The sequence below is a fragment of the Streptacidiphilus sp. PB12-B1b genome (assembly GCF_014084125.1).
Taxonomy (GTDB): Bacteria; Actinomycetota; Actinomycetes; order Streptomycetales; family Streptomycetaceae; genus Streptacidiphilus.
This window is the reverse complement of the sequence record NZ_CP048405.1, coordinates 4,430,651-4,447,791: the sequence shown is the minus strand read 5'-3', so window position 1 is coordinate 4,447,791 and position 17,141 is coordinate 4,430,651. Positions and strand designations below refer to the sequence as shown.

Sequence of the window (17,141 nt, the reverse complement as noted above, 5' to 3'; positions counted from 1 at the left end):
GCGGGGAAAGGCGGTCAGACCGCGGCGCGGTCCGACTCGGCCGGGGCGGCGGAGCCGGCGGCGACCACGCTGTGCGGCTTGCTGACCTTGGTCAGACCGGCCAGTGCGACGGCCACGGTCAGCAGCAGCGCCCCGGCGGCGATGGCGAAGCTCAGCGTGAACTGGCTCTCCTGGGGCAGCGGCGGGATGCCGGCCGGCAGGCCGGGGATCAGCTTGGAGGCGAGCAGCGAGGTCACCACCGCGGAGGCGATGGAGCTGCCGACCGAGCGGGAGATCGAGTTGATGCCGTTGGCGATGCCGGTCTGCTCGACCGGGACGCTGGAGGCGATCAGGGCGGGCATGGAGGCGTAGCCGAAGGCGATGGCGATGCCCGCGAGCATCCCGGCGATGATCACGTCGGCCGGGTGGCCGTGGCCCCAGGCCAGCCAGGCGAAGCCGGCCACGCCGACCAGGGAGCCGGCGGCCAGGGTGTGGCGGGCGCCGATGCGGCGCACCAGGATGCCGCCGATCGGGGCGGCGATCAGCGCGACCAGCGAGCTGGGCAGCAGGTACTCGACCGAGGCGCGCAGCACCGAGGAGGTGAAGCCGTAGCCGGCGATCCGCTGGGGCATCTGCACCAGGTAGGAGATGCCGATGAAGGAGGTGAAGGAGGCGAAGCCGACGAACAGTCCGGCGACGTTGGTGAAGGCGACCTGCCGGTGGACGAACATCCGCATGTCCACCAGCGGGTTGGCGACCTTCAGTTCGACCAGCACCCAGACCGCGGCCATGACCACCGATCCGGCGAAGCAGCCGATGATCCGGCCGGAGGACCAGCCCCAGGTGTGCCCCTGGGAGATGCCGAGCAGCAGCAGCACCAGGAAGACCGCGAGCGTGGAGGCGCCGAGGAAGTCGATCCGGCCGCCGACGCGGTGGCCTCCGTCCGGCACGACCAGGGCCACGGCGGCGAGCGCCAGCACCGAGATCGCGGTGGAGAACCAGAAGACCGAGTGGTAGTTCGGGTGGCTGCCCTGGGTGAGCAGTCCGGTGACCACCAGCGAGAGCCCGCTGCCGAACGCCAGGGTGCTGCTGACCAGCGCCATCGCCCCGTGCAGCTTCTCCTGCGGGACCTCGTCCCGGATGATCGACAGCCCCAGCGGGAAGATCGCGGTGGCCGAGCCCTGGAGGACCCGGGCGACGATCAGGATGCCCAGCGAGGTGGTGGCGGCGGCCAGCACCGAGCCCAGCACCATCACCACCAGTACCGCGACCAGGGTGCGCTTCTTGCCGTGCAGGTCGCCGACGCGGCCCAGCAGCGGGGTGAAGACGGCGGCCGAGAGCAGCGTGGCGGTGGTGACCCAGCTGACCCCGGCCGAACCGGCGTGCAGGTCGCTGCCGAGCAGCGACAGGATCGGGATGACCTGGGTCTGCGCCATGGAGACGACCATGGCCGCGAGCCCGAGGGCGAGGATCAGGGGCGTACTGCCGCGGCGGGCGGACGCGTGGGGGCGGGACAGGTCTTGGCTCATGGCGAGGCTAGGTCCTTCGGAAGTTTCATGCTCTTGATGCTTTAGATGGTCAAGCAATAAGAGGGACGTTAGCGCCAAAGCTTTAGGTGGTCAAGTTAAAAGGTTCAGGACGGGAAGTATCTCGGCGGGGACGGCTGCTACAGCTCCCGCTCGGCCGCCGGGTCCGCCCCGGCCGGGTCCGCGTCCGCCGCCTCGGCGGCGGCCCGCTGGCCCAGGTGCGCCAGCACCGAGCCCAGCTCGCTGTGGACGCGCCGGTCCATCGCCAGCGCGAACTCCACGTCCACCACCGTGCGGGCGATCGGCCGCAGCCGGGCCAGCCGGTCCGCGAGCTGCGCGGTCTCCCCGGCCGACAGCCGCTGCTCCAGGCCGCCCAGCAGCTGCTTGTTGACCAGCTCCACGAAGAGGTCGGCCAAGGCGTCCGCGCTGGCCCGGACGCCGTGCGCGGCCTCCAGCACGGCCGCCAGCGGGATGCCCTCGGCGACCAGCGCGGCGGAGGCGTCCAGCAGTCGGCGGCTGATGTGGCTGACCGTGTCGCCGTCGACCGCGACGTAGCCCAGCGCCTCGGCCTCCGCCAGCGTCGCCTGGTCGACCTGGCCCTGGTAGGCCGCGTCCAGATCGGCCAGGGCCAGCGGCACCGGCGTCTCCTCGGACCAGGGCGCGGCGATGGCGCCCTCCAGGCCCAGCAGCGCGGCCACGTCGCGGCCGTCCTCCCAGGCGGTGAGCAGCTCGGCGATGCCGCCGAGGGTGTGGCCGCGCTCCAGCAGGTCGGCGATGATCCGCAGCCGGGCCAGGTGGTCCTCGGTGTACCAGGCGATCCGGCCCTCGCGCCGGGGCGGCGGCAGCAGCCGCCGCTCGCGGTAGAAGCGCAGCGTCCGCACCGGGATGCCCGCCTCCCGGGCGAGGTCCTCGGTGCGGAACTCGCGCACCGGACGCCGGTGTGCACGGGGGTCTGATGCCGGGTTGTCGCTCACGCGCACGAGCGTAGTGCTCCGCGGCACGGGCGCGGGCATCCCGGCCGCGGGCCGGGCACCGCCGCCGGAGGCCCACAATGGGGCGATGAGCGACGAGCACTCCCCGCAGCCCTCCCCGTCGGCGTCCGCGCCGCAGCAGCCCCCGCCGCCCGTGCCGCGGTCCGGGCCCGGCGCCCCGCTGCCGCCCTCCGACCGCTGGGCGGAGCAGTTGCACGGACGGCTGGAGCGGATCGAGTCGCTGTTGGTGAACGATCCGCTGCGGCAGCGTCAGGAGGGGCCGTGGGCCCCGGCCTGGCGCCGGCGCACCCAGGGCGAGGCCCGCTGGGCGGTCACCCTGGTGCTGTGCGTCGGCATCGTCGTCCAGTGGATGCTGCCGGAGCGGTTCACCGTCCACCCGCACTGGCTGCTGCCGGTGCTGGAGCTGGCGCTGATGGGCGCGCTGGCGGTGGCCAACCCGCACCGCCGCATGGAGCGCAGCTCGACGCTGCTGCGCGCGCTGGGGCTGCTGCTGGCCGCCGCCGTCAGCCTGGCCAACGGCTGGTCGGCGGTCCTGCTGGTGCGCGACCTGGTCAACGGCAGCCCGGCCGTGGGCGCGGTCACGCTGCTGACGACCGGCGGCGGCGTCTGGCTGACCAACATCATCGCCTTCAGCCTCTGGTACTGGGAGTGGGACCGGGGCGGCCCGGCGGCCCGGGCCATGGGCACGCACCAGTTCCCGGACCTGCTCTTCCCGCAGATGCAGCAGGAGGGCATCGCCCCGGCCGACTGGGAGCCGGAGTACCCGGACTACCTGTACGTGGCCTTCACCAATGCGACCGCCTTCAGCCCGACCGACACCATGCCGCTGTCGCGCTGGGCGAAGGTGCTGATGACCATCCAGTCCGTGGTCTCGCTGCTGACGCTGGCGCTGATCGTCGCCCGCGCGGTGAACGTCCTGCACTAGCCCGGGGCGACATGCCGCCGCCCCGGGGCCTGCTGCGGCGGGTCAGCCCGCGGCGGCGGCGCGGCGGGCGGCCTTCTCCGCGTTCTCCTTCTCGTCCTCTGCCTCGGCGACCTCCAGGGTCGGGGCCGAGCCGCCGAGGTGGGCCGGCTGCCACCAGGTGTCGTCGGGGCCGGAGGGAGAGTCCGGGTAGGTGGTCTGTGCCCGGTCCAGCAGGTCGGTCATGGCGGCCCGCAGTCGGCGGGTGACCATCACCGGGCGGTCCTCGGGAGTGAGCGTGATCGGCTCGCCGATGATGATGGTGATCGGCGTGTGGCGCCGGGTCAGGGTCTTGGGGCGGCCCTTGGTCCACAGCCGCTGGGTGCCCCACACGGCCATCGGCAGCAGCGGGACGCCGGCGTCGGCGGCCATCCGGGCGGCGCCGGTCTTGAACTTCTTCAGCGTGAAGGAGCGGCTGATGGTGGCCTCCGGGAAGACCCCGACCACCTCGCCCGAGCGCAGCGCGCGCACGGCCGCGTCATAGGCGGGCTGGCCGTCCGAGCGGTCCACCGGGATGTGCTTCATGCCGCGCATCAGCGGCCCGGAGATCCGGTGCCGGAAGACGTCGTCCTTGGCCATGAAGCGGGTCTTGCGGCTGCCGGCCTTGAGCGCGCCCCACCCGGCGAAGATGAAGTCCAGATAGCTGACGTGGTTGCAGACCAGAACGGCACCGCCGCTGCGCGGCACGTTCTCGGCGCCGACGACATTCATCCTGAGGTCGAGCGCGAGGAAAAGCGTCCGAGCCGCTCCGATGATCGGCGGGTACACGAGATCAGCCACGGTGAGGCCCTACTTCCTTCGGGCGTGTGCCCGGTCCGGTGTTCTAACCATGCATGTTCCCCGAGCGGTGGTGCCGTGTCACTCCGGCCGGCACCACCTTCGGGGAGACTGCGGTCACACCGACCAGGCTCCAGCCTACTGGCCCGCAGGTCGCATCCGGTCCTGCCCCCTGCGCAGCAGCAGGTAGACCTCGCAGCCGAGGCAGTAGCCGAACGCGGCGTTCAGGAAAGCGGCGGCCAGCGCCAGCGCGGTGGCGGCCAGGCCGAGCCAGGCCGCGCCGCTCAGGTAGCCGACGGTGCCGACCAGGGCGAAGCCGAGGCCGACGCCCTGGGCGAAGCGCGGCGGGGCGGCGTCCTCCCACTCGGTCGGCGGCCCCAACCGGGGGCGGACCAGGGTGCGGTAGAGCCAGCTGTACGGCGAGCGGCCCAGCCCGCCGACGGCGGCGAGGGCGAACACCGCGGTCTGCGCGGCGAGCAGCCAGCCGCTCCCGGTGATCAGCACGACGGCCAGGACGACGCTGGTGAGCACGGCGGCGAAGCGCGGGCCGCGCGCGTCGATCTGCTGCGGTCCGGGGGCGGTTCTGGGGGTGGCGAGCGGCGCGGGTGTGGGCGCGGCGGCGGGCATGGCGGACTCCGGTTCTCCGGGCGGTGACGGCGAGGGCTGGTGCCTGAGCTGCGTGACGGCCCCGGGCGGGGCGTTTCGTCCGGCTTCAGCGACAGCGCGTGACCGTGGCCCGGCACAGGTCGATGACCAGGCGCCGGGTCAGCCTCAGCGGGAGCGGCCCGCTGGTGGAGTCCATACCGCGATGGTACGCGGACGGGCGGCTACCGGTACCGGGGGCGGCCGGTGCATCCTTGGGCCCATGACTGGTGTGGTGGTGTGCGCGGCCGTGCTGGCCCTGTCGGCCGTCTTCGGCCTGTGGCGCATGCGCCGGGACGGGAGGCTGCGGGTGCGCGGGCGGGACAGCGGAGTACGGCTCGGCGCCGAGGACCTGGGCGCCGAGCTGGGCCGGCGGGCGACGCTGGTGCAGTTCTCGTCCGCCTTCTGCGCTCCCTGCCGGGCGACGAAGCGGGTGCTGGACGAGGTCGTCGGCATGGTCGACGGGGTGGCCCATGTGGAGATAGACGCGGAGTCCCGGCTGGAGCTGGTGCGGCGGCTGGACATCCTGCGCACGCCGACCGTGCTGGTGCTGGACGCCCGCGGCTCGCTGGTGCAGCGGGCCTCCGGCCAGCCGCGCAAGGCCGACGTGATCGCCGCCCTGGGTCAGGCGGTCGGCTGACCGCCGGTCAGCCGTGCGGCTGAGCCGCTCCTGGGAACCGCCGGGCGGGCCGCCGCTGGTGCGGTCACGGGCGCACGGGCGGTGAATGGGCGCAAAGTCACAGCGGCACGGGCCCGCCGTGTGGCGACGGATGCGCTCGGGTGGGGGAGTATGAGCCCACGGCTGGTCACCCGTGTCTGGTGGCCGGTCGGCAGGGTAGGAGGACCGGCGGCGAAGCGTAAGCTACCCGCGAGTAGCATGGACAGAGTTACTCGTGAGTATGCTTCCGGGGAGTCCGGTCGGTGGGGCGTCGCGCAGCGCGCCCCCTGCCTGAGCGACAGTTGCCGGATGTGACCAGTACCAGTACAGGAGACAGGCCGTGAGCTTGAGGATCGTTGTCTGTGTGAAGTACGTGCCCGATGCGACCGGTGACCGTCGTTTCGCGGAGGATGCGACGACCGACCGGGATTCGGTGGACGGGCTGCTGTCGGAGCTGGACGAGTACGGGGTCGAGCAGGCGTTGCGGATCGCGGAGGCGTCGGGGGATGCGGAGGTGACGGTGCTGACGGTGGGTCCGGACGATGCGAAGGACGCGTTGCGCAAGGCGTTGTCGATGGGTGCGGACAAGGCGGTGCACGTGAGTGACGAGGATCTGCACGGTACGGATGTGATCGGGACCTCGGCGGTGCTGGCGCGGGCGCTGGAGAAGACCGGGTTCGATCTGGTGGTGTGCGGGATGGCGTCCACGGACGGGACGATGGGGGTGGTGCCGGCGCTGCTGGCGGAGCGGTTGGGTGTGCCGCAGGCGACGCTGCTGTCCGAGGTGAGTGTGGAGGGCGGGTCGGTGCGGGGTCGTCGGGACGGGGATGCGGCGAGCGAGGTGGTGGAGGCGTCGCTGCCGGCGGTGGTGTCGGTGACCGACCAGTCGGGTGAGGCGCGGTACCCCTCGTTCAAGGGGATCATGGCGGCGAAGAAGAAGCCGGTGGTCTCGTTGGATCTGGAGGATCTGGGGATCGCGGCGGACGAGGTGGGTCTGGGCGGGGCGTGGACGGCGGTGGACCGGGTGACCGCGCGTCCGGCGCGCAGCGCGGGCACGATCGTCAAGGACGAGGGCGAGGGCGGCAGGCAGCTGGCCGAGTTCTTGGCCGCGCAGAAGTTCATCTGAGCCCCAGCGTGCTCATCGCGTTTCCTTCCTGCACATCGACGTTTTTGGAGAGCTGAGTCATGGGTGAGGTCCTGGTCCTGGTCGACCATGTGGACGGTGCTGTGCGCAAGCCGGCGCTGGAGTTGTTGACGCTGGCGCGTCGGTTGGGTGAGCCGGCGGCGGTGCTGCTGGGCGCGGGCGGGGGTGCGGCGCAGTTGGCGGGGTCGTTGGCGCAGTACGGTGCGGTCAAGGTGTACACCGCTGACGCGGCGGAGTTCGGTGAGTTCCTGGTGGTGCCGAAGGTCGATGCGTTGGAGCAGGTGGCGAAGGCGGCTGCGCCGGTGGCGGTGCTGGTGTCGTCGTCGGGTGAGGGGAAGGAGGTGGCGGCGCGGTTGGCGTTGCGGTTGGGTTCGGGGGTGATTACCGATGCGGTGGATGTGTCGGCGGGTGAGGGGGGTCCGGTGGCGGTGCAGTCGGCGTTCGCGGCGTCGTTCACCACGGCGTCGCGGGTCAGTCGTGGGGTGCCGGTGATCACGGTGAAGCCGAATGCGGTGGCGCCGGAGCAGGTGGCGGGTGCGGGGGTGGTGGTGCCGGTGGAGGTGGTGTTCTCGGCGGCGGCGTCCGGGACGCGGGTGGTCTCGCGGACGGCGCGGGTGTCCTCGGGGCGTCCGGAGTTGACGGAGGCGGCGATCGTGGTCTCCGGTGGCCGGGGTGTGGGGGCGGCCGAGGGTTTCGGGGTGGTGGAGGAGTTGGCGGACTCGTTGGGTGCGGCGGTGGGTGCCTCGCGGGCGGCGGTGGACGCGGGGTGGTATCCGCACAGCAACCAGGTGGGGCAGACCGGCAAGCAGGTGTCTCCGCAGTTGTACATCGCCAACGGGATTTCGGGGGCGATCCAGCACCGGGCGGGGATGCAGACCTCCAAGACGATCGTGGCGGTCAACAAGGACGCCGAGGCGCCGATCTTCGAGCTGGCCGACTACGGCGTGGTCGGGGACCTGTTCACCGTCCTGCCCCAGCTCACCGCCGAGGTCAAGACCCGCAAGGGCTGACCCCGCACCACCAGCACCACTCGCACCACGAGCACTACCAGCACTACCAGCACTACCAGCACCACGGACGCACCCCGCAGGGCCCCGACCGCACCACCGGCCGGGGCCCTGCGGCACGGGCCTAGGGTCACCCCAGGACGCACAGCGACGAGGAGACACGGTGGGGTTGCTCAGCGCACTTGACGGCGGGTTCGGCGACGCGGCCGACGCGGTGACGGTCGACGGCGCGGTGCTCTCGCGCGAGCGGCTGCGCGCGGCGGCGGGCGCGGTGGCCGCCAGGATCGCCGGGGCGCCCGCGCTCGCGGTGCTGGCCAGGCCCACGGCCGAGACGGTGGTCGCCACCGTCGCCGGGCTGCTCGCGGGCGTCCCGGTGGTGCCCGTGCCGCCGGACGCCGGGCCCAAGGAGCGCGAGCACATCCTCCGCGACTCCGGCGCGCCGCTGCTCGCCGTGGCCGCCCGCGACGCCGGCACCGAGGCGTACGGGGCCCAGGTGCTCACCGTCGACCCGGACGAGCGCGGCACCGCCCCGGCGGAGCCCGAGGACGGCACCGCCTTCGTCCTCTACACCTCGGGCACGACCGGCGCGCCCAAGGGCGTGCTGCTCAGCCGGGGCGCGGTCGCCGCCGGGCTGGACGCCCTGGCCGACGCCTGGGCCTGGACGCCGCAGGACACCCTCGTCCACGGCCTGCCGCTGTTCCACGTCCACGGGCTGATCCTGGGCGTGCTGGGGCCGCTGCGGATCGGCGGCAGCCTGGTCCACACCGGCCGCCCCACCCCCGAGGCGTACGCGGCGGCCGGGGGCTCGCTGTACTTCGGCGTGCCCACGGTGTGGTCGCGGGTGGCCGCCGACACCGCCGCCGCGCGGGCGCTGGCGCCGGCGCGGCTGCTGGTGTCCGGCAGCGCGCCGCTGCCGGTGCCGGTGTTCGAACGCCTGGCCGCGCTGACCGGGCACGCCCCGATCGAGCGCTACGGCATGACCGAGACGCTGATCACCCTCAGCACCCGCGCCGACGGCGAGCGCCGCCCCGGCAGCGTGGGCCTGCCGGTGGCCGGGGTGCGCACCCGGCTGGTCGCCGAGGACGGCTCCCCGGTGCCGCACGACGCCGAGACCGTCGGCGAACTCCAGGTCAGCGGCGCGACCCTGAGCGACGGATACCTGGGCCGCCCCGACGCGGACGCCGAGTCGCGGACGGCGGACGGCTGGTTCCGCACCGGCGACGTCGCCGTCATCGGCCCCGACGGCTTCCACCGCATCGTCGGCCGGGCCTCGGTCGACCTGATCAAGAGCGGCGGCTTCCGGATCGGCGCGGGCGAGGTCGAGGCGGCGCTGCGGGACCACCCGGCGGTCGCGGACGCGGCCGTGGTGGGCGCGCCCGACGCCGACCTGGGGCAGGCGATCGTGGCCTACGTCATCCCCTCCGCCGAGGTCGACGGCGCGGCGCTGACGGCGTTCGTCGCCGAGCGGCTGTCGGTGCACAAGCGCCCGAGGCGGGTGGTGCTGGTGGACGAGCTGCCGCGGAACGCCATGGGCAAGGTCCTGAAGAAGCGGCTGCTCGACGCGGAGGCCGCAGCCGGTCCGCATTCCAGCAGGTGAGAGCCGGTCCCCGGCGGCCCGGCGGGGTACGCTGACGGGGCCGGGAGAGCCCGTAGCAGGACCCGCGAGGAGGAAACGATGTGTCAGCGAGCGGTCTGCCCCCAGTGCGGCGGAGCGACCTACCAGGGGTGCGGCAACCACATCGAACAGGCGCTGGCCGGGGTGCCCGAGGAGCAGCGCTGCTCCTGCCCGGCCGGGCAGGACGCCTCCGGCGGCGTGCTGCGGCGGCTCCTCGGGCGGCGTTGACGCCTCGCTGACGCGGTGCCGCCCGCTGCGTAGGATGCCCGGAGCGGTCGCCGACGAGGGGGAATCACCGTGATTGTCTGGGTCAACGGCACATGCGGAGTCGGGAAGACCAGCACGGTGGGCGAGTTGCGGGCGCTCCTGCCCGGCAGCACGGTGTTCGACCCGGACGCGGTGGGCGCGGCGCTGCGCGGGCTGCTGCCGCCCGAGGTGTACGCGGCCGCCGGGGACGTCCAGGACCTCTCCGCCTGGCGGCAGTTGGTCCCGGCGACGGCGGTCGCGCTGCTGTCCGAGCTGCCCGGCCCGCTGATCGTGCCGATGACGCTGCTGCGGCAGGACTACCGCGACGAGATCTTCGGCGCGTTCGCCGCCAGCCGCGAGCCGGTCCACCATGTGCTGCTGCACGCCGAAGAAACGATCCTGCGCAAACGGATCGAGGCGGACCCGGCCGAGCCCCCGCAGACCCGGCAGCGCCGCCTCGATGGCATCGCCGCCTACCAGCTCGCCCGGGACTGGCTGCAGCGCGACGCGGTGACCGTCGACACCTCCGAACTGACCCCGCGCCAGGCCGCCGAGCAGATCGCCGGGATCGTCCAGTCCGGCACCGCCCGCTGTCCGATCGTCGAGCACTCCGTCCACACCGGCGACACCGTCGCCGCCGCCGTCCTGCTCTTCGACGAACAGGACCGGGTGCTGCTGGTGGACCCGGTCTACAAGGCCGGCTGGGAGTTCCCCGGCGGCGTGGTCGAGGACGGCGAGCAGCCCACCCTCGCCGCCGTCCGCGAGATCGACGAGGAGCTCGGCCTCACCCTCGACCCGGCCCGGCTGCGGCTGCTCGTCGCCGACTGGGAGCCGCACCGGGGACCGCGCACCGGCGGCCTGCGCCTGGTCTTCGACGGCGGCCGGCTCGGCCCGGCCGAGCAGGCCGGCCTCGCCCTCCAGGCCGACGAGCTGCGCGCCTGGCGCTTCACCGGCCCCGCCGAGTGGCCGGAGCTGCTGCCCGACAACAAGCACCGCCGGCTCGCCGCCGCCCTCGGGGCCCGCGACGCGGGCCAACCCCGCTACCTGGAGGCGGGCGTCCGCACGGACGTTCGCTAGGGCCCGCCGCTCGGGCTGCTGTGCGGCGGCGCGGGGCAGCGGGCAGGATGGGGCCGTGCCGTTCACCTTCAGCCACCCCGCCGCCGTCCTCCCCTTCCTGCCGCCGCTCCGCGACGGCGCCCGCAGGGGACCGCTGATCGCGTCCGCACTGGTCGCCGGGTCGTTGGCGCCCGACGTCCCGTACTTCGTCGAATCGCTGCTGCCCGGCTCGTACGCGATCGGCCGCGCCACCCACCGCCCCTGGGCCGTCCCCACCCTGGACGTCGCCCTCGCGGCCGGGCTGGTCGGCGCCTGGCACGGGCTGCTGCGCGAGCCGCTGGTGGCGCTGCTGCCGGGGCCCTGGGCGGACCGCGCCGAGGCGCTCACCGCGCCCGTGGGCAAGCGCGACCCGTACGACGCCGCCTGGTTCACCGCCTCGGCCGCCCTCGGCGCGCTCACCCATGTCGGCTGGGACGCCTTCACCCACGTCGGCCGCGCCGGGGAGCGGCTCGTCCCGGCGCTGCGCCGCCGGGTCGCGGGCGTGCCGGTGCCGCTGGCGCTCCAGTGGACCACCTCGGCGGCCGGTCTCGGCGTCCTCGCCGCCGCCGGAACCCGGCTGCTGCGCACCGCCGCCCCGGCGCCCCTGCGGACCACCCTGGACCCGGCCGCCCGGCGCAGCGCGAGCGCGTTCATCGCCGTCAGCGCCGCCCTCGGCGCCGCCCACCGCCTCGGCCGCGAGGCCCCCGCCGACGGAGCCCGGCCCTCCCTGTCCGCGCTGGCCGCCACCGTCTCGTTCGGCGGCGGCGCCGGGGCCGCCGCCGGTGCGACCGGCTACGCCCTGGCGGTCCGGCTGCTCCCGGCCCGCCGCCGCCCGGAGCCGCGCCCCGGCGTCAGCCCTCGACGGCCGGAGCGGCCGGGGCGACCGCTGCCGCCACCGGCCCCGGACGCTGCGCCCGGCGGGTGAGCAGATAGCCGGCGGTGAGCGCCAGCACGCCCGCCACCAGGTAGCACAGGTCGCGGTAGTAGACGAAGGAGATCAGCCCGGCCCCGGTGGCGATGCCCACCGACTGCCCGCCGGTGACCAGGAAGTTGTCCGCGCCGGAGACCCGGCCCATCAGCTCGTTCGGCGTGTTCAGCTGCATCGCGGTCATGGTGCCGACGACGATGTAGGGAATCCCGAGCCCGAGCAGCATCGCCCCTGCGATGACCACCGCGTCCCTGGGCACGCCGTCCACCAGGGCTGCGACGGCAGCGAACCCCAGCCCCAGCGCGCTCAGCCGGCCGGGACCGACCCTGTTCATCACGGCCCCGGCGGAGAGCCCGCCGATGATCCCGGTGACGCCCATGGCGGTGACGATCACCCCGGTCCAGGACGGCGCATGGCGCAGGCCGGTGGTGGCGATCGCTATGCCGAGCGTCTCGAAGAAGCCCATCACGAAGAACGCCACCGTCATCGCCGCCGTCAACTGCCGCAGCAGCGGCGTCCGGGAGAGGTAGGCGAAGCCTGCGGCGGTGTCGCGCACCCAGCGTGTTCCGGACGGCTCCGGGCGGTCCTCCTCGATGGTGATGAAGGCCCAGCAGACGGTGCCCGCGGCGAAGCTGACCGCGTCCAGGACCGCCACCGCGCCGCCCCCGGCCACGGACAGCAGCCCCACCCCGAGCGCCGGGGTGATCAGGCGCTGCCCCTGGCCCAGCGCCTGGGAGAAACCGTTGGCCGACCCGAGCAGCCGCTCCGGCACCAGCTTCGGCAGCAGCGCGGACATGGCCGAGCCGGTGATCGACGAGGACAGCCCGTAGAGGAACATGACGCCGAAGACCAGCCAGACCTGCCCCGCGCGGTGGACCGCCGTCAACGTCAGCACCAGCAGGCCGGTGGCCGCGTTGGTCGCCATGATCAGCGGTCGGCGCCGGACCCGGTCCACCACGATCCCGGTCAGCGGCGAGAGCAGGGTGCCCGCCACCAGGCACAGGAAGCACAGCCCCGCCTGGGCGGTGGAGCCGGTCAGCTCCCGCACCCAGATGCCTGCGGCGAGCCAGAGCGCGTAGTCGCCGATCCCGCTCAGGCTGTTGCCGAGGAAGTACAGGCGCATGCCGGGTATCGCAAACAGCTCTCTCATGGCGCGGGTCGGCCTTCCGGGTCGGTGGCGGCGGTTGCCAGCGGGTGGGTCGAGACGATCACCTCGAACGGCACGGCGCCGACGGGCCGGGCCGCCGGATCCGCGAGGCGGTCCACGAACCGGGTCAGCACGGCCAGGACCTCCGTCTGCGCCTGCTCGACCTCGTCCGGCGTGCCGAACAGCACGAACTGGCTGCTGCCGCTGACGGTGCGCACCGCGTCCGGGTACTGCTCCCGGTGGTCCTGGTAGTGCCGGATCCGGCCGAGCCAGCGCTCCGACATCAACCCGCTGAGCGCACGGGCGGCATGGCCCACCGTCGGATCGGGATCCTCGCTGTCGTACGACATGCCGACGCTGCCGATCCGCCACGGGCGCTCCCGACCGGTGCCGCCCTCGGCCTCCACGACGTAGTCGTACCTGGCCAGCGTGCGCAGGTGGTACGAGGCATTGGCGACCGTCCCGCCCACGATCCGCGCCGCCTCGGTCGCCGTCAGCGGCCCGTTCAGCCCCACCGCCTCCAGCAGCGCGATCCGGGTCGGATGCGCCAGCGCCCGCAGCGCCCGCGCATCGGTGACCTTGCGGAAGGGAGAGGCGGCGTCGGCGCCCTCGGATTCTCTCTGGCTCACCCCGGAAGCGTAGCTTCGAAAGAATCCTTGCGAAAGGAGTATTGCGAAAGACGGCCACCGACTTCGGCGGGTGCGCGACCGCCGGAGACGCCCGCTGCGGGCGGCGGTGCCGCGCTACGATCGGACCGGCCGCTTGCCGCCGACGGAGCCTGGGGGTCGACCGTGACCGTGCTGGCCGTGACCGGGCACATCCACCTGACCGAGGCCACCGTGCCGCTGGTCGTCGCGGCCCTGCGGGAGCTGCTGACAGCCAAGGCGGCCAAGGGCCCGCTGACCGGGCTGTCGTGCATAGCGGCCGGGGCCGACACCCTCTTCGCGCAGTTGCTGGTGGAGCTCGGCGGCGCCCTGGTCGCGGTGGTGCCCTCCCGGGACTACCGGCAGTCGCAGGTGAAGGGGGAGCACGCGGCGCTGTTCGACTCCCTGCTCGCCGCAGCCGCCGAGGTGATCGTGCTGCCGATCGAGCGAGCGGGCAGCGAGGCGTACGCCGCCGCCAACCGGCTGCTGCTGGAGCGCGCCGACGAGCTGGTCGCGGTGTGGGACGGGCAGCAGCGGGGCGGGCCGGGCGGCACCGGGGACATGGTCCGACGGGCCCGGGAGGCCGGGATGGCCGTGGTCCGGGTGTGGCCGCACGGGGCCACCCGGGCCTGACCGGGGCCGACCATGCCTGACCGGGCCGCCGGTGCCTGACCGGGGCTCAGCGACCGCGCCGGGCCCGGAGCGGATTGTCGCTGACGGTGATCCGGCCGCGGGTGTTGACCGTCACCGCCGGGCCGCCGCCCGGCACCCGCACGGTCACCGACGGCGTCACTCCCCGGCGGCCGACCCAGGCGTTGACGCGCACGGTGCGGGTGAGGCGCTGCGACAGGCGTACCCCGAGCTGCATGAGCGGACTCCGATCGGTGCGGGGCGGCCGACGGGGCGGCCCTGGCTACCGGTGAAGACGCCCGGCGCCCGGTGCCGGTTCGCTCCTGCGGAGGCCGGTTCAGGAGCGCAGCGTCTCCCGGATGCCGTCCAGTGCCGCGTCCAGGGTCGGGGAGGTGTTCTGGTGGCCGCTGAAGCCGTCGTCCTCGCCCGCGTCCACGGTCCAGCCCCAGCCGCTGTCGGGGTGGCCGTCCAGCACAGCCGTTCGGGTGCCGGTATCGAGGGTGACGGACATGGTCCCGCTGGGAAACTGCTCCACGTCGACGTGCACGCTGTCGCCGAGGATCTCCGCGACGCGCACGCGGACCTGCTGCTGGGTGAGGGCGGCCATGCTCTGCTCCCTGCTGGACGGGTCGGGGCTTCCAGAGTGCGTCCCCCACCCGCCCCCGCCCGCCGAAACACCCACCCGCTCCGCCCGAGCGCCGCCTCGCCCGGCCGCCGCGCCTGCCACGCCCGCCCGAGCGCGGCTCCGCCTCGCCCGCCATGCCCCAAAAGCGTCCGCCACGCCTGCCAAGTGCCGCTCCGCCCGGCCGACGCGCCTGCCAGGCCCGCGCGCAGCGCCGCCTCGCCCGGCCATGCCCCAGAAGCGCCCGCTGCGCCTGCCAAGTGCGGCTCCGCCCCGCCGCAGCGCCCGCCACGCGCACGCGAGCGCTGCCCCCGGCCGAGCGGCGCCTTGCTTGCCGCCGCCCCTCCGCCCGCCCGGGCGAGTGCGGCTTCGCCGCCGGGGCGGCTCAGGGGCGGGCGGGCGTCAGTGCCAGGGCGCGGGGCCGGTGCGGGAGGCCCAGGCGGCGAGCTCCCGCTGGCCGTAGAGCCGGATTCCGGCCCGGGCGGCGTAGTCCGCGGCGGCCCGGGTGTAGCCGGAGGTGGTCACGACCGCCGCCAGCTGGGCCCGGTGGACGATGGCGTAGGTGCCGCCGACCTTCTGCACGTCCGGTGAGCCGACCTTGTGCGTGGGCGCGTACCGCTTCGCCTGGAGCACCATGCGCCGCCCGTCCGGGGTGGTGGCCAGGACGTCCGCGCCCAGGTCGCCCGCGCCGCCGACCACGCTGACCCGGGTGCAGCCGTCACGGCGGCACAGGTCGGCCAGGGCGTGTTCGAAGGCCTTGGGAGTCATCGCCAGATAGCTGCCGATGTGCCCCAGCTGCACGGCGCGCAGCGCGGCCGCGGCGCGGTGCCGGCGCACGCTGTACACCCCGCCGCCGACCAGTCCGACCGCCAGCACGGCGCCCAGCACCGGGACGGCCGCGATGAGCACCGCCGTCACCAGGACCCCGGCGAGCCACCGGGCCGCCGGGGACGGCGGCTGCCTGCGGGCGGTGCGCCGCCGGGCCGGGCGGCGGTAGCTGCTGCTGCGTCGGCGCGCGGGCCGGCGTGTGGCCATGAAGGTCCCCCAAGGATCATCAGCATTGTGGCATCGCGCCGAGCCGCCGACAGCCCTCCTGAGCAAGGGAGTTGACCCCGCCGGAGCCGACGGGCGACAGTGCGGCCGGGTCGGCGCAGGGTGTGCGGGGGTGGATGAGTGCAGGTCCGGGGTTGGCCGTCAGTAATATGAGGAACCGTGACGCAGACCCAGGGCCCCAGCGGCGAGCAGAACCTGACCTCCGACGATACCGGTGACGACTCCGGCGCGGACGAACTCGGCGGTGTGTGGGACGTCGTGGTCGTCGGCGCGGGCCCGGCCGGCTCCTCCGCCGCCTATGCCGCGGCCTCCGCGCCGGGCGGTGACGGGCGGCGGGTGCTGCTGCTCGACAAGGCCGCACCGCCCCGCTACAAGACCTGCGGCGGCGGCATCATCGGCCCCTCCCGCGACGCCCTGCCGCCCGGCTTCCAGCTGCCGCTGAAGGACCGCGTCCACGCCATCACCTTCACCCTGGACGGCCGGCTGCAGCGCACCCGCCGCTCCAAGCGGATGCTGTTCGGGCTGGTCAACCGGGACGAGTTCGACGAGCGCCTGGTGCAGTGCGCGGAGAAGGCGGGCGCGGTGCCCGCCACCGGAGTGACCGTCACCGGCGTACGCCAGGAGGAGGACGGGCTCGCCGTCGTCACCCTCCAGGACGGCCGCAGCGTCCGGGCGCGCTGCGTCGTCGGCGCGGACGGCAGCGCCGGGCGGATCGGCGCGCACGTCGGCGTCGTCTTCGACCAGGTCGACCTGGGGCTGGAGGCCGAGATCCCGGTCCCGCCGTCGGTCGCCCAGGCGTGGGCCGGACGGGTGCTGCTCGACTGGGGCTCGCTGGTCGGCTCCTACGGCTGGGTCTTCCCCAAGGGCGACAGCCTGACCGTGGGCGTCATCGCCGCCCGCGGCAAGGGCGCCGAGACCCGGGCCTACCTGAAGGACTTCATCGCCCGGCTCGGACTGGCCGGATTCGAACCGTCCATCGAGTCCGGGCACCTCACCCGCTGCCGCTCCGACGACTCGCCGCTGGCCAAGGGCCGGGTCCTGGTCGCGGGCGACGCCGCCGGGCTGCTGGAGCCGTGGACCCGCGAGGGCATCTCGTACGCCCTGCGCTCCGGCCGCCTCGCCGGGGAGTGGGCGGCCAGGGTCGCCGACGCCGGGGACGCCACCGAGGTGCACCGGCAGACCCTCGGCTACACCTTCGCCATCAAGGCCGACCTGGGCGAGGAGATGCGGATCGGACGCAAGCTCATGTCCGCGTTCGAGCGGCGTCCGCGCGCCTTCCACGTCGCGGCCATCGGGCTGCGCCCGGCCTGGAAGGCGTTCGCCCGGGTCACCCAGGGTCACACCACCTTCGCCGGGCTGGCCCGCTCGCACGGCCTCGGCCGGCAGACCCTGCAGATGCTGATCCGCCGCTGACCCGCGCACCGCGCGGGGGAGCCCCGCGTACTGCGCCGGGAGTACGGCGCGGCACCGCCCCC

19 protein-coding genes are annotated in these 17,141 nt (G+C 74.3%); 10 read left to right on the top strand and 9 right to left on the bottom strand.

The genetic code is table 11. The features are described from left to right. Positions 1-14: 14 nt before the first annotated feature. Together GXW83_RS19695 and GXW83_RS19690 are read right to left on the bottom strand one after the other, a co-directional pair. Positions 15-1,508 carry an MFS transporter gene (locus tag GXW83_RS19695; RefSeq protein ID WP_182444341.1) on the bottom strand — a complete coding sequence of 498 codons (1,494 nt, stop codon included), beginning with the start codon at positions 1,506-1,508 and terminating at the stop codon, positions 15-17. A gap of 137 nt (positions 1,509-1,645) precedes the next feature. Next, positions 1,646-2,479, bottom strand: coding sequence for a MerR family transcriptional regulator (locus tag GXW83_RS19690; RefSeq protein WP_225447114.1), 834 nt, complete (start codon positions 2,477-2,479; stop codon positions 1,646-1,648). 85 nt (positions 2,480-2,564) lie between these two features. Between GXW83_RS19690 and GXW83_RS19685 the strand changes: the two genes are divergently transcribed. Then, positions 2,565-3,422 carry a DUF1345 domain-containing protein gene (locus tag GXW83_RS19685; RefSeq protein ID WP_182444339.1) on the top strand — a complete coding sequence of 286 codons (858 nt, stop codon included), beginning with the start codon at positions 2,565-2,567 and terminating at the stop codon, positions 3,420-3,422. A 42-nt stretch (positions 3,423-3,464) separates the two neighbouring features. On the opposite strand, the gene GXW83_RS19680 is transcribed toward GXW83_RS19685, so the two are convergent. Both GXW83_RS19680 and GXW83_RS19675 read right to left on the bottom strand, forming a co-directional pair. Next, positions 3,465-4,238, bottom strand: a complete 774-nt coding sequence (locus GXW83_RS19680; RefSeq protein WP_182444338.1) for a 1-acyl-sn-glycerol-3-phosphate acyltransferase — start codon at positions 4,236-4,238, stop codon at positions 3,465-3,467. A gap of 135 nt (positions 4,239-4,373) precedes the next feature. Then, positions 4,374-4,862 carry a DUF4395 domain-containing protein gene (locus GXW83_RS19675; protein WP_182444337.1) on the bottom strand — a complete coding sequence of 163 codons (489 nt, stop codon included), beginning with the start codon at positions 4,860-4,862 and terminating at the stop codon, positions 4,374-4,376. Positions 4,863-5,100: 238 nt separating this feature from the next. Here GXW83_RS19675 and GXW83_RS19670 point away from each other — a divergent pair, with 238 nt between their 5' ends. The 7 genes from GXW83_RS19670 (at position 5,101) to GXW83_RS19640 (ending at position 11,567) form a co-directional block, all read left to right on the top strand. Beyond that, positions 5,101-5,517, top strand: coding sequence for a thioredoxin family protein (locus GXW83_RS19670; RefSeq protein ID WP_182444336.1), 417 nt, complete (start codon positions 5,101-5,103; stop codon positions 5,515-5,517). Between the two features lie 358 nt (positions 5,518-5,875). Then, positions 5,876-6,661 carry an electron transfer flavoprotein subunit beta/FixA family protein gene (locus tag GXW83_RS19665; protein ID WP_182444335.1) on the top strand — a complete coding sequence of 262 codons (786 nt, stop codon included), beginning with the start codon at positions 5,876-5,878 and terminating at the stop codon, positions 6,659-6,661. A gap of 59 nt (positions 6,662-6,720) precedes the next feature. Further along, a complete protein-coding gene (locus tag GXW83_RS19660) occupies positions 6,721-7,689 on the top strand; it encodes an electron transfer flavoprotein subunit alpha/FixB family protein (protein WP_182444334.1) in 969 nt (322 codons plus the stop codon). A 160-nt stretch (positions 7,690-7,849) separates the two neighbouring features. Next, a complete protein-coding gene (locus GXW83_RS19655) occupies positions 7,850-9,283 on the top strand; it encodes an AMP-binding protein (protein ID WP_182444333.1) in 1,434 nt (477 codons plus the stop codon). Positions 9,284-9,361: 78 nt separating this feature from the next. Continuing rightward, on the top strand, positions 9,362-9,529 hold the full coding sequence (locus tag GXW83_RS19650) for a hypothetical protein (protein ID WP_182444332.1): 168 nt from the start codon (positions 9,362-9,364) through the stop codon (positions 9,527-9,529). 69 nt (positions 9,530-9,598) lie between these two features. After that, positions 9,599-10,624: an NUDIX domain-containing protein gene (locus tag GXW83_RS19645; RefSeq protein ID WP_182444331.1), complete on the top strand. Its 1,026-nt coding sequence runs from the start codon at positions 9,599-9,601 to the stop codon at positions 10,622-10,624. 55 nt (positions 10,625-10,679) lie between these two features. Next, positions 10,680-11,567, top strand: coding sequence for a DUF4184 family protein (locus GXW83_RS19640; RefSeq protein ID WP_182444330.1), 888 nt, complete (start codon positions 10,680-10,682; stop codon positions 11,565-11,567). Here the strand turns inward: GXW83_RS19640 and GXW83_RS19635 are convergent. Together GXW83_RS19635 and GXW83_RS19630 are read right to left on the bottom strand one after the other, a co-directional pair. After that, a complete protein-coding gene (locus GXW83_RS19635) occupies positions 11,494-12,720 on the bottom strand; it encodes an MFS transporter (protein ID WP_182444329.1) in 1,227 nt (408 codons plus the stop codon). The genes GXW83_RS19640 and GXW83_RS19635 overlap by 74 nt on opposite strands. Beyond that, entirely contained in the window at positions 12,717-13,346 is a 630-nt protein-coding gene (locus tag GXW83_RS19630) for a helix-turn-helix domain-containing protein (RefSeq protein WP_182444328.1), read from the bottom strand. The genes GXW83_RS19635 and GXW83_RS19630 overlap by 4 nt, the downstream gene beginning before the upstream one ends. 162 nt (positions 13,347-13,508) lie before the next feature. Between GXW83_RS19630 and GXW83_RS19625 the strand changes: the two genes are divergently transcribed. Next, entirely contained in the window at positions 13,509-13,994 is a 486-nt protein-coding gene (locus GXW83_RS19625; protein ID WP_182444327.1) for a hypothetical protein, read from the top strand. 46 nt (positions 13,995-14,040) lie between these two features. On the opposite strand, the gene GXW83_RS19620 is transcribed toward GXW83_RS19625, so the two are convergent. The 3 genes from GXW83_RS19620 to GXW83_RS19610 form a co-directional block, all read right to left on the bottom strand. Then, complete coding sequence (locus GXW83_RS19620) at positions 14,041-14,229, bottom strand: hypothetical protein (RefSeq protein WP_182444326.1); 189 nt, start codon at positions 14,227-14,229, stop codon at positions 14,041-14,043. Positions 14,230-14,328: 99 nt separating this feature from the next. Beyond that, entirely contained in the window at positions 14,329-14,598 is a 270-nt protein-coding gene (locus GXW83_RS19615; RefSeq protein ID WP_182444325.1) for a hypothetical protein, read from the bottom strand. A 417-nt stretch (positions 14,599-15,015) separates the two neighbouring features. Then, positions 15,016-15,648 carry a restriction endonuclease gene (locus GXW83_RS19610; RefSeq protein ID WP_182444324.1) on the bottom strand — a complete coding sequence of 211 codons (633 nt, stop codon included), beginning with the start codon at positions 15,646-15,648 and terminating at the stop codon, positions 15,016-15,018. A gap of 177 nt (positions 15,649-15,825) precedes the next feature. Here GXW83_RS19610 and GXW83_RS19605 point away from each other — a divergent pair, with 177 nt between their 5' ends. Then, a complete protein-coding gene (locus tag GXW83_RS19605; RefSeq protein ID WP_370466737.1) occupies positions 15,826-17,079 on the top strand; it encodes a geranylgeranyl reductase family protein in 1,254 nt (417 codons plus the stop codon). The last annotated feature ends 62 nt before the right edge of the window (positions 17,080-17,141 follow it).

Coding starts and splice junctions, on each gene's coding strand:
- GXW83_RS19695 (WP_182444341.1), bottom strand. CDS start 1,508: ATGAGCCAAGACCTGTCCCGCCCCCACGCGTCCGCCCGCCGCGGCAGT.
- GXW83_RS19685 (WP_182444339.1), top strand. CDS start 2,565: ATGAGCGACGAGCACTCCCCGCAGCCCTCCCCGTCGGCGTCCGCGCCG.
- GXW83_RS19675 (WP_182444337.1), bottom strand. CDS start 4,862: ATGCCCGCCGCCGCGCCCACACCCGCGCCGCTCGCCACCCCCAGAACC.
- GXW83_RS19670 (WP_182444336.1), top strand. CDS start 5,101: ATGACTGGTGTGGTGGTGTGCGCGGCCGTGCTGGCCCTGTCGGCCGTC.
- GXW83_RS19660 (WP_182444334.1), top strand. CDS start 6,721: ATGGGTGAGGTCCTGGTCCTGGTCGACCATGTGGACGGTGCTGTGCGC.
- GXW83_RS19650 (WP_182444332.1), top strand. CDS start 9,362: ATGTGTCAGCGAGCGGTCTGCCCCCAGTGCGGCGGAGCGACCTACCAG.
- GXW83_RS19635 (WP_182444329.1), bottom strand. CDS start 12,720: ATGAGAGAGCTGTTTGCGATACCCGGCATGCGCCTGTACTTCCTCGGC.
- GXW83_RS19620 (WP_182444326.1), bottom strand. CDS start 14,229: ATGCAGCTCGGGGTACGCCTGTCGCAGCGCCTCACCCGCACCGTGCGC.
- GXW83_RS19615 (WP_182444325.1), bottom strand. CDS start 14,598: ATGGCCGCCCTCACCCAGCAGCAGGTCCGCGTGCGCGTCGCGGAGATC.
- GXW83_RS19610 (WP_182444324.1), bottom strand. CDS start 15,648: ATGGCCACACGCCGGCCCGCGCGCCGACGCAGCAGCAGCTACCGCCGC.